Source organism: Pseudanabaena sp. 'Roaring Creek' (assembly GCF_001402795.1).
GTDB lineage: Bacteria > Cyanobacteriota > Cyanobacteriia > Pseudanabaenales > Pseudanabaenaceae > Pseudanabaena.
Map to the genome: position 1 here is coordinate 1 of NZ_LIRE01000177.1, position 5,043 is coordinate 5,043.

Here is a 5,043-nt window from a genome sequence, read left to right on the forward strand (position 1 = left end):
TCGCCTGTACTAGGACATAAACCCCAAGAATTGACTGGCGGCGCTTCGCGCCGCCAGTCAATTCTTGGGGTTTGATTTGTCCTAAGTCAAGTGACTGTAGCTATAGTACGATCTATGCCAATTCACGAACGTGTGACAACACTTTTTGGGAATTAAACTTTGTGAATTAAACTTTGTGAATTAAACTTTGTGAATTAAACACCAAACCCAGTAAGGGTTTGAGATTCCCAAAATGGCGTTGCCATTTTGGGAATTGGTATTAGCGATCTGTTAGCGTGATGTGGGTAGAGATGGCGATGCTTTAGGCATAGGCATAGTTCTTATCGGTGTATTTGTGGGCGAAACAGTAGGTAATGGATTGGGTGAAGTATTAGGATTGGGGGAGGTATTGGGTGTAGTTGTAGCCGCTGGCTTATCTGGTTGAGCCTCTACTCTTTTCTTTTCACCTAAAATACTAGGAGTCCCATCGTCAAATACCCCTGCAATGCAAGCAATCATCAAGGTTGCCAATGTGCCCACAAATAAAGCCTTCCAACCTAAATCGGAAATATCACGACGACGGGAAGGAATTAAGGAGATCGTGCCACCCACGAAAATCCCTACAGATGCTAAATGGGCAAAACCAGATAGGGCGTAGCTCACAATGATCACAGTGCGATCGCTAATTAAACCATCCTTAGAAGCTTGAGCCAAAGCCTGATAGGGAGGAATTGCCGTCTCAAACAACCTTCTACCAATAATTACCGAAGCAGTCCAAGAATCATCCAAAGAAACCCCAGTTAGCAAAGTTAACGGATAAAACAAAGCTCCTTGGATATTCGGTAAATTAACCACCTTGAAAACGTCGCTGAAATTCGCAAGCTGAGCAAAAATTTGATTGATCAAATCGACTAGCCCCACGATTAAAATCAAAATTGCTGCGATCGAAGCAGCCATTTTTAACCCATCCAAGGCTCCAATAATCGTGGCATCCATCGGACTCATCCGCTTCATTGTCTCGCCACCTGCATTCTCCAATTCGCCATCATCAGGCTTTGCCGACTTGTCTTCCTTGGGAATGCCGCCCATGGTGACAGGGACTGATGTCTCAGGGACAAGGATTTTGGAAAGCACAAAGCAGGCGGGGATCGCAATAATCGAAGCTGAGACTAAATGCCCAAGAATATTAGGGAAAACTGGCTTTAAAAAACTTGTATAGATTGCCAAGGTCGAAGAGGCTGCCGTCCCAAAACAGCAAGCCAAAATCGCACATAGTTCGCTACGAGTCATCCTCGGCAAATAGGGCTTAACCACGATCGCCGCCTCAATACCCACAAAGATATTTGCCGCACCACTCAAAGCCTCTGCCCCACTCAAGCGCATCGTCCAGAAAAACAACTTAGCAAATACATTAACTACGATCTGAATAACGCCAAGGTTTTCGAGCAAAGCCATAAATCCCGAAAAGAAAATTACCGCAGGCAAAGCCCGAAAGGCAAATACATAGGCTAAACGATTCGTCGTGCAGTACTTTGCCGCCGCATTTGCGGCAGTTGTAAGATCATCTAGTAAAACCTGTCCAGGAGGGCAAGTCCCATCAGGCTTGATCGGCAACAGGGCATAGGGTTCTTGACCAGTTGGCGGTACTAGCAAACGCCCAAACACAAATCTTGCCCCTGCATCAGCCGAATCAAACAAAGCATTCAGCAGATCGCTAAATTTTTGTAAGCCCTCTCTCGTCTGAGGTTGCTGAAACACAAAATAGCCAAGCACTAACTGCAAGCCAATTCCCCAAAGAATGACCCGCCAAGGAATGACTCGCCGATCCTCAGAAAAGATCCAAGCCACAAAGCACAAGCCAAAAATGCCAAAGAAAGAAACAAAATTCAAGTAGGTCATGGGCGTTTGAGGATGAGATTCAACATAGACAACCAGAAGGACAACCAGAAGGACAACCAAGAATAACCGAATCGAACAAGCAATCCCAAAGCAAATTAAAACAAATTAAAAAGTAAATTGCCAAAACAGTTGCAAAATGCGATCAAAATGTTACGATGATAAATGCTTTAAACCATGTCATTTCGCTAAAGGAATAAACTGTGGCAAACATCAAGTCCGCAAAAAAGCGCATTCAGATCGCTGAGCGTAACCGTCTGCATAATAAATCATATAAGTCAGCCGTCAAGACTTTAATGAAGAGCTATTTAGAAGCAGTTGAAGCTTATAAGGCTAACCCTACTCCTGAGGCGCTAGAAGCAGTTAATGCTAAACAGTCCTTGGCCTATAGCAAGATTGATCGCGCAGTCAAATGTGGAGTATTACACAACAACACAGGTGCGCGTCGCAAATCCAAGCTAGCGGTAGCTCTTAAAAAAGTTACTGTGAATAAATAAGCCTCAATATAAGTACTTTGCCATATAGGTGCTTTACAATCATTAGCGGTCATTAGCGGTCAAAAGTTCTGAAAAATCAAGGGAAAATGTATTACGCTTTGTATTACGAATCACCGAGAATCTTCTTCAAACTTGCTACAATTGATCCGATAATGGTTAGAGATCGATCAAATTTGGATTGCGATTTCACAGCATTTTATTAATCTTTTGTTGATTTTTAATAATTTGTTTGTGATCTCCTTGTTCGGGCAGGTTGTAGAATAATCGCTTTTCCCTACAGCTATCGTCTGCGATCTTGAGATCTTCTCAGCCTGTCCTGTTCAATTAAACTCACCCTAGACTCATGTCTGATACAGACAAAGATAGATTCTTGAATCCTATATTTGGTTACAGGGGCGAATTTACTCCTGAGAATTTAGCTTTTAATGCTAATTTACAAGAGTTTGCTAATCGTATTTCACTTATATGTGCTTTAGAAACAGGTGGTAAAATCCCACCGATGGAAGCTTACAAACAGATTAAAGATCTGTGGGCAGAACTCGATCAATCCAGAAAAAATCTTTTGTCTGAGGATTGATCGCATAGCTGAATCTAAACTCAGTTAACGTCAAGTCGATATCAAGTCGATACTAGAGTCGATACTAGTTCGATACCGATTTCAATACCATCAACGCTCATCAACCCAACCCATAGATATAAATCTCGAAAAGATTGTTTACAATCTTTAACATAGGTTTATACTAGATATATTAGAAATAATTAATTTCATTTTGCTGATTTCTCCCATTGCATGACTATCCAAAGCAATCTAATCTTTGGAAGCTGAGGTTTTCATAGAAAAGCTCTTTTTAAACCGCTTAAAATTTAGGGCAGAGATGTCCTTCGGCTTTGTTAGTGATTGTTTATCCCGTGCGATTGGCAGAATAGGCGAACTGTTCTTAGAACAAATTTGCTGCAAATCTTAGGATCATCCATGCCCTCATCTTTTCTTTCTCTCGGTATTTCAGAAGCTCGAGTTGCTAAGCTCGAATCCATTGGCTTTACAGAGCCTACAGCTATTCAAGAACAAGCAATTCCACAATTGCTCGCTGGTGCAGATGTACTCGGTCAAGCCCAAACTGGCACTGGTAAAACTGCTGCCTTTGCTTTACCAATTTTAGAGCGTTTGGATCTCAACAGCGACTCTCTTCAAGCGCTAATTTTGACTCCAACTCGTGAATTGGCGATTCAAGTCGGTCAAGCTCTTCGCAGTTTTAATACAAAACCTGGTGCGAAAATTCTCACCGTATATGGCGGATCGGCGATTGATCGCCAAATGATCCAATTGGAGCGCGGCGTTCATGTTGTCGTTGGTACTCCAGGACGTGTCATCGATTTGATGGAACGCGGTAAGCTCAAGCTGGAGAATCTCGCATGGTTCGTTTTAGACGAAGCCGATGAAATGCTTAACATGGGATTTATCCAAGATGTAGAAAGGATTCTGGTAACAACTCCTTCTACTAAACAAAGCACCTTCTTCTCGGCAACTATGCCTCCTGCGGTCAAGCGTTTGGTGAAGAACTTCTTGAAGTCCCCTGTAACTGTCAAGGTTGAGACTCAAGATTCCACACCTACTCGCATCGACCAACAAATTTATCTGGTTCCCTATCACCTGACTAAAGAGGAAGCCCTATTGCCTGTTTTGGAGTATGAAGCTCCTACTTCGGCGATTATTTTTGTCCGTACTAAGGACTCGGCAAGCAGATTAACAGAAATTCTGCAATCCTCTGGACATAGTGTCGATGAGTATCACGGTAACCTTTCTCAATCTCAACGTGAAAATCTATTGCGTCGTTTCCGCAATCAACAGGTGCGTTGGGTAGTTGCTACCGATATCGCGGCGCGTGGTTTGGATATCGATGGTTTAACCCATGTATTTAACCTCGATATTCCCGACGATCCCGAACGCTACGTTCACCGTATTGGACGCACTGGTCGTGCTGGTAAAAAGGGTGTGGCGATTACGCTGATTTCTGGTAAAGAACGTTACAAGCTTCGTCAATTGGAACAGCAGGTCGGTATGCCCTTGCCTCCTTTGCCCTTGCCCAGTGTCGCTCAGATTCAAGAACGTCGCATTGGCAGGTTTACTGAGCAAATTCTGCAAGCCTTAACAGGTGAGAGATTGGCTTCCTTCTTACCCCTCGTATCGCAGTTGGTAGAAGATTACGATCCTCAAGCGATCGCTGCGGCTGCCCTGCAATTAGCCTATACCCAATTGCAATCCGAAAAAGCGGAACAAGCTGCATTACAGGTTTTGGCAAAACAACCCCATACGCCTTCAGGTCGTGACCGTGGTGGCGATCGCGATGGCGGTTCCTACAGTGGTAGACCTATCAAACGCGGTCAAAGTGGTGGTCGTTCCGATGGCGGTGGTCGTTCTGGCGGTGGTCGTGATGGCGGTGGTCGTGATGGTGGCTATGATTCTCGTCGTCCTTCTCGCGATCGCGATCGTTCCTCAGCTCCTGTTAAATACTAAGTTAAATACTAAGTTAAATACTAAGTTAAATACTAAGTTAAATACTAAGTTAAATACTAAGTTAAATACTAAGTTAAATACTAAGTTAAATACTAAGTTAAATACTAAGTTAAATACTAAGTTATAGCTACAGTTACTTGACTTAGGACAAATCAA

Annotated in this window: 4 protein-coding genes; 3 read left to right on the top strand and 1 reads right to left on the bottom strand. The window is 43.2% G+C overall.

What is annotated here, in order from left to right; genetic code table 11:
• Positions 1–270: 270 nt before the first annotated feature.
• Positions 271–1,878: a NupC/NupG family nucleoside CNT transporter gene (locus AC805_RS05580; RefSeq protein WP_055074500.1), complete on the bottom strand. Its 1,608-nt coding sequence runs from the start codon at positions 1,876–1,878 to the stop codon at positions 271–273.
• Positions 1,879–2,078: 200 nt separating this feature from the next.
• Here AC805_RS05580 and rpsT point away from each other — a divergent pair, with 200 nt between their 5' ends.
• The 3 genes from rpsT to AC805_RS05595 all read left to right on the top strand — a co-directional run bounded on the left by rpsT (position 2,079) and on the right by AC805_RS05595 (position 4,887).
• Positions 2,079–2,372: a 30S ribosomal protein S20 gene (rpsT, locus tag AC805_RS05585; protein WP_009629068.1), complete on the top strand. Its 294-nt coding sequence runs from the start codon at positions 2,079–2,081 to the stop codon at positions 2,370–2,372.
• Between the two features lie 343 nt (positions 2,373–2,715).
• Entirely contained in the window at positions 2,716–2,949 is a 234-nt protein-coding gene (locus AC805_RS05590; RefSeq protein ID WP_055074498.1) for a hypothetical protein, read from the top strand.
• A 396-nt stretch (positions 2,950–3,345) separates the two neighbouring features.
• The gene (locus tag AC805_RS05595; protein ID WP_055074499.1) at positions 3,346–4,887 is read left to right on the top strand and encodes a DEAD/DEAH box helicase; all 1,542 of its coding nucleotides are present in this window, start codon (positions 3,346–3,348) and stop codon (positions 4,885–4,887) included.
• The last annotated feature ends 156 nt before the right edge of the window (positions 4,888–5,043 follow it).

What these genes read in the sequence shown, in the direction of transcription:
- AC805_RS05580 (WP_055074500.1), bottom strand. Translation starts at nt 1,878, where the DNA reads ATGACCTACTTGAATTTTGTTTCTTTCTTTGGCATTTTTGGCTTGTGC.
- AC805_RS05590 (WP_055074498.1), top strand. Translation starts at nt 2,716, where the DNA reads ATGTCTGATACAGACAAAGATAGATTCTTGAATCCTATATTTGGTTAC.
- AC805_RS05595 (WP_055074499.1), top strand. Translation starts at nt 3,346, where the DNA reads ATGCCCTCATCTTTTCTTTCTCTCGGTATTTCAGAAGCTCGAGTTGCT.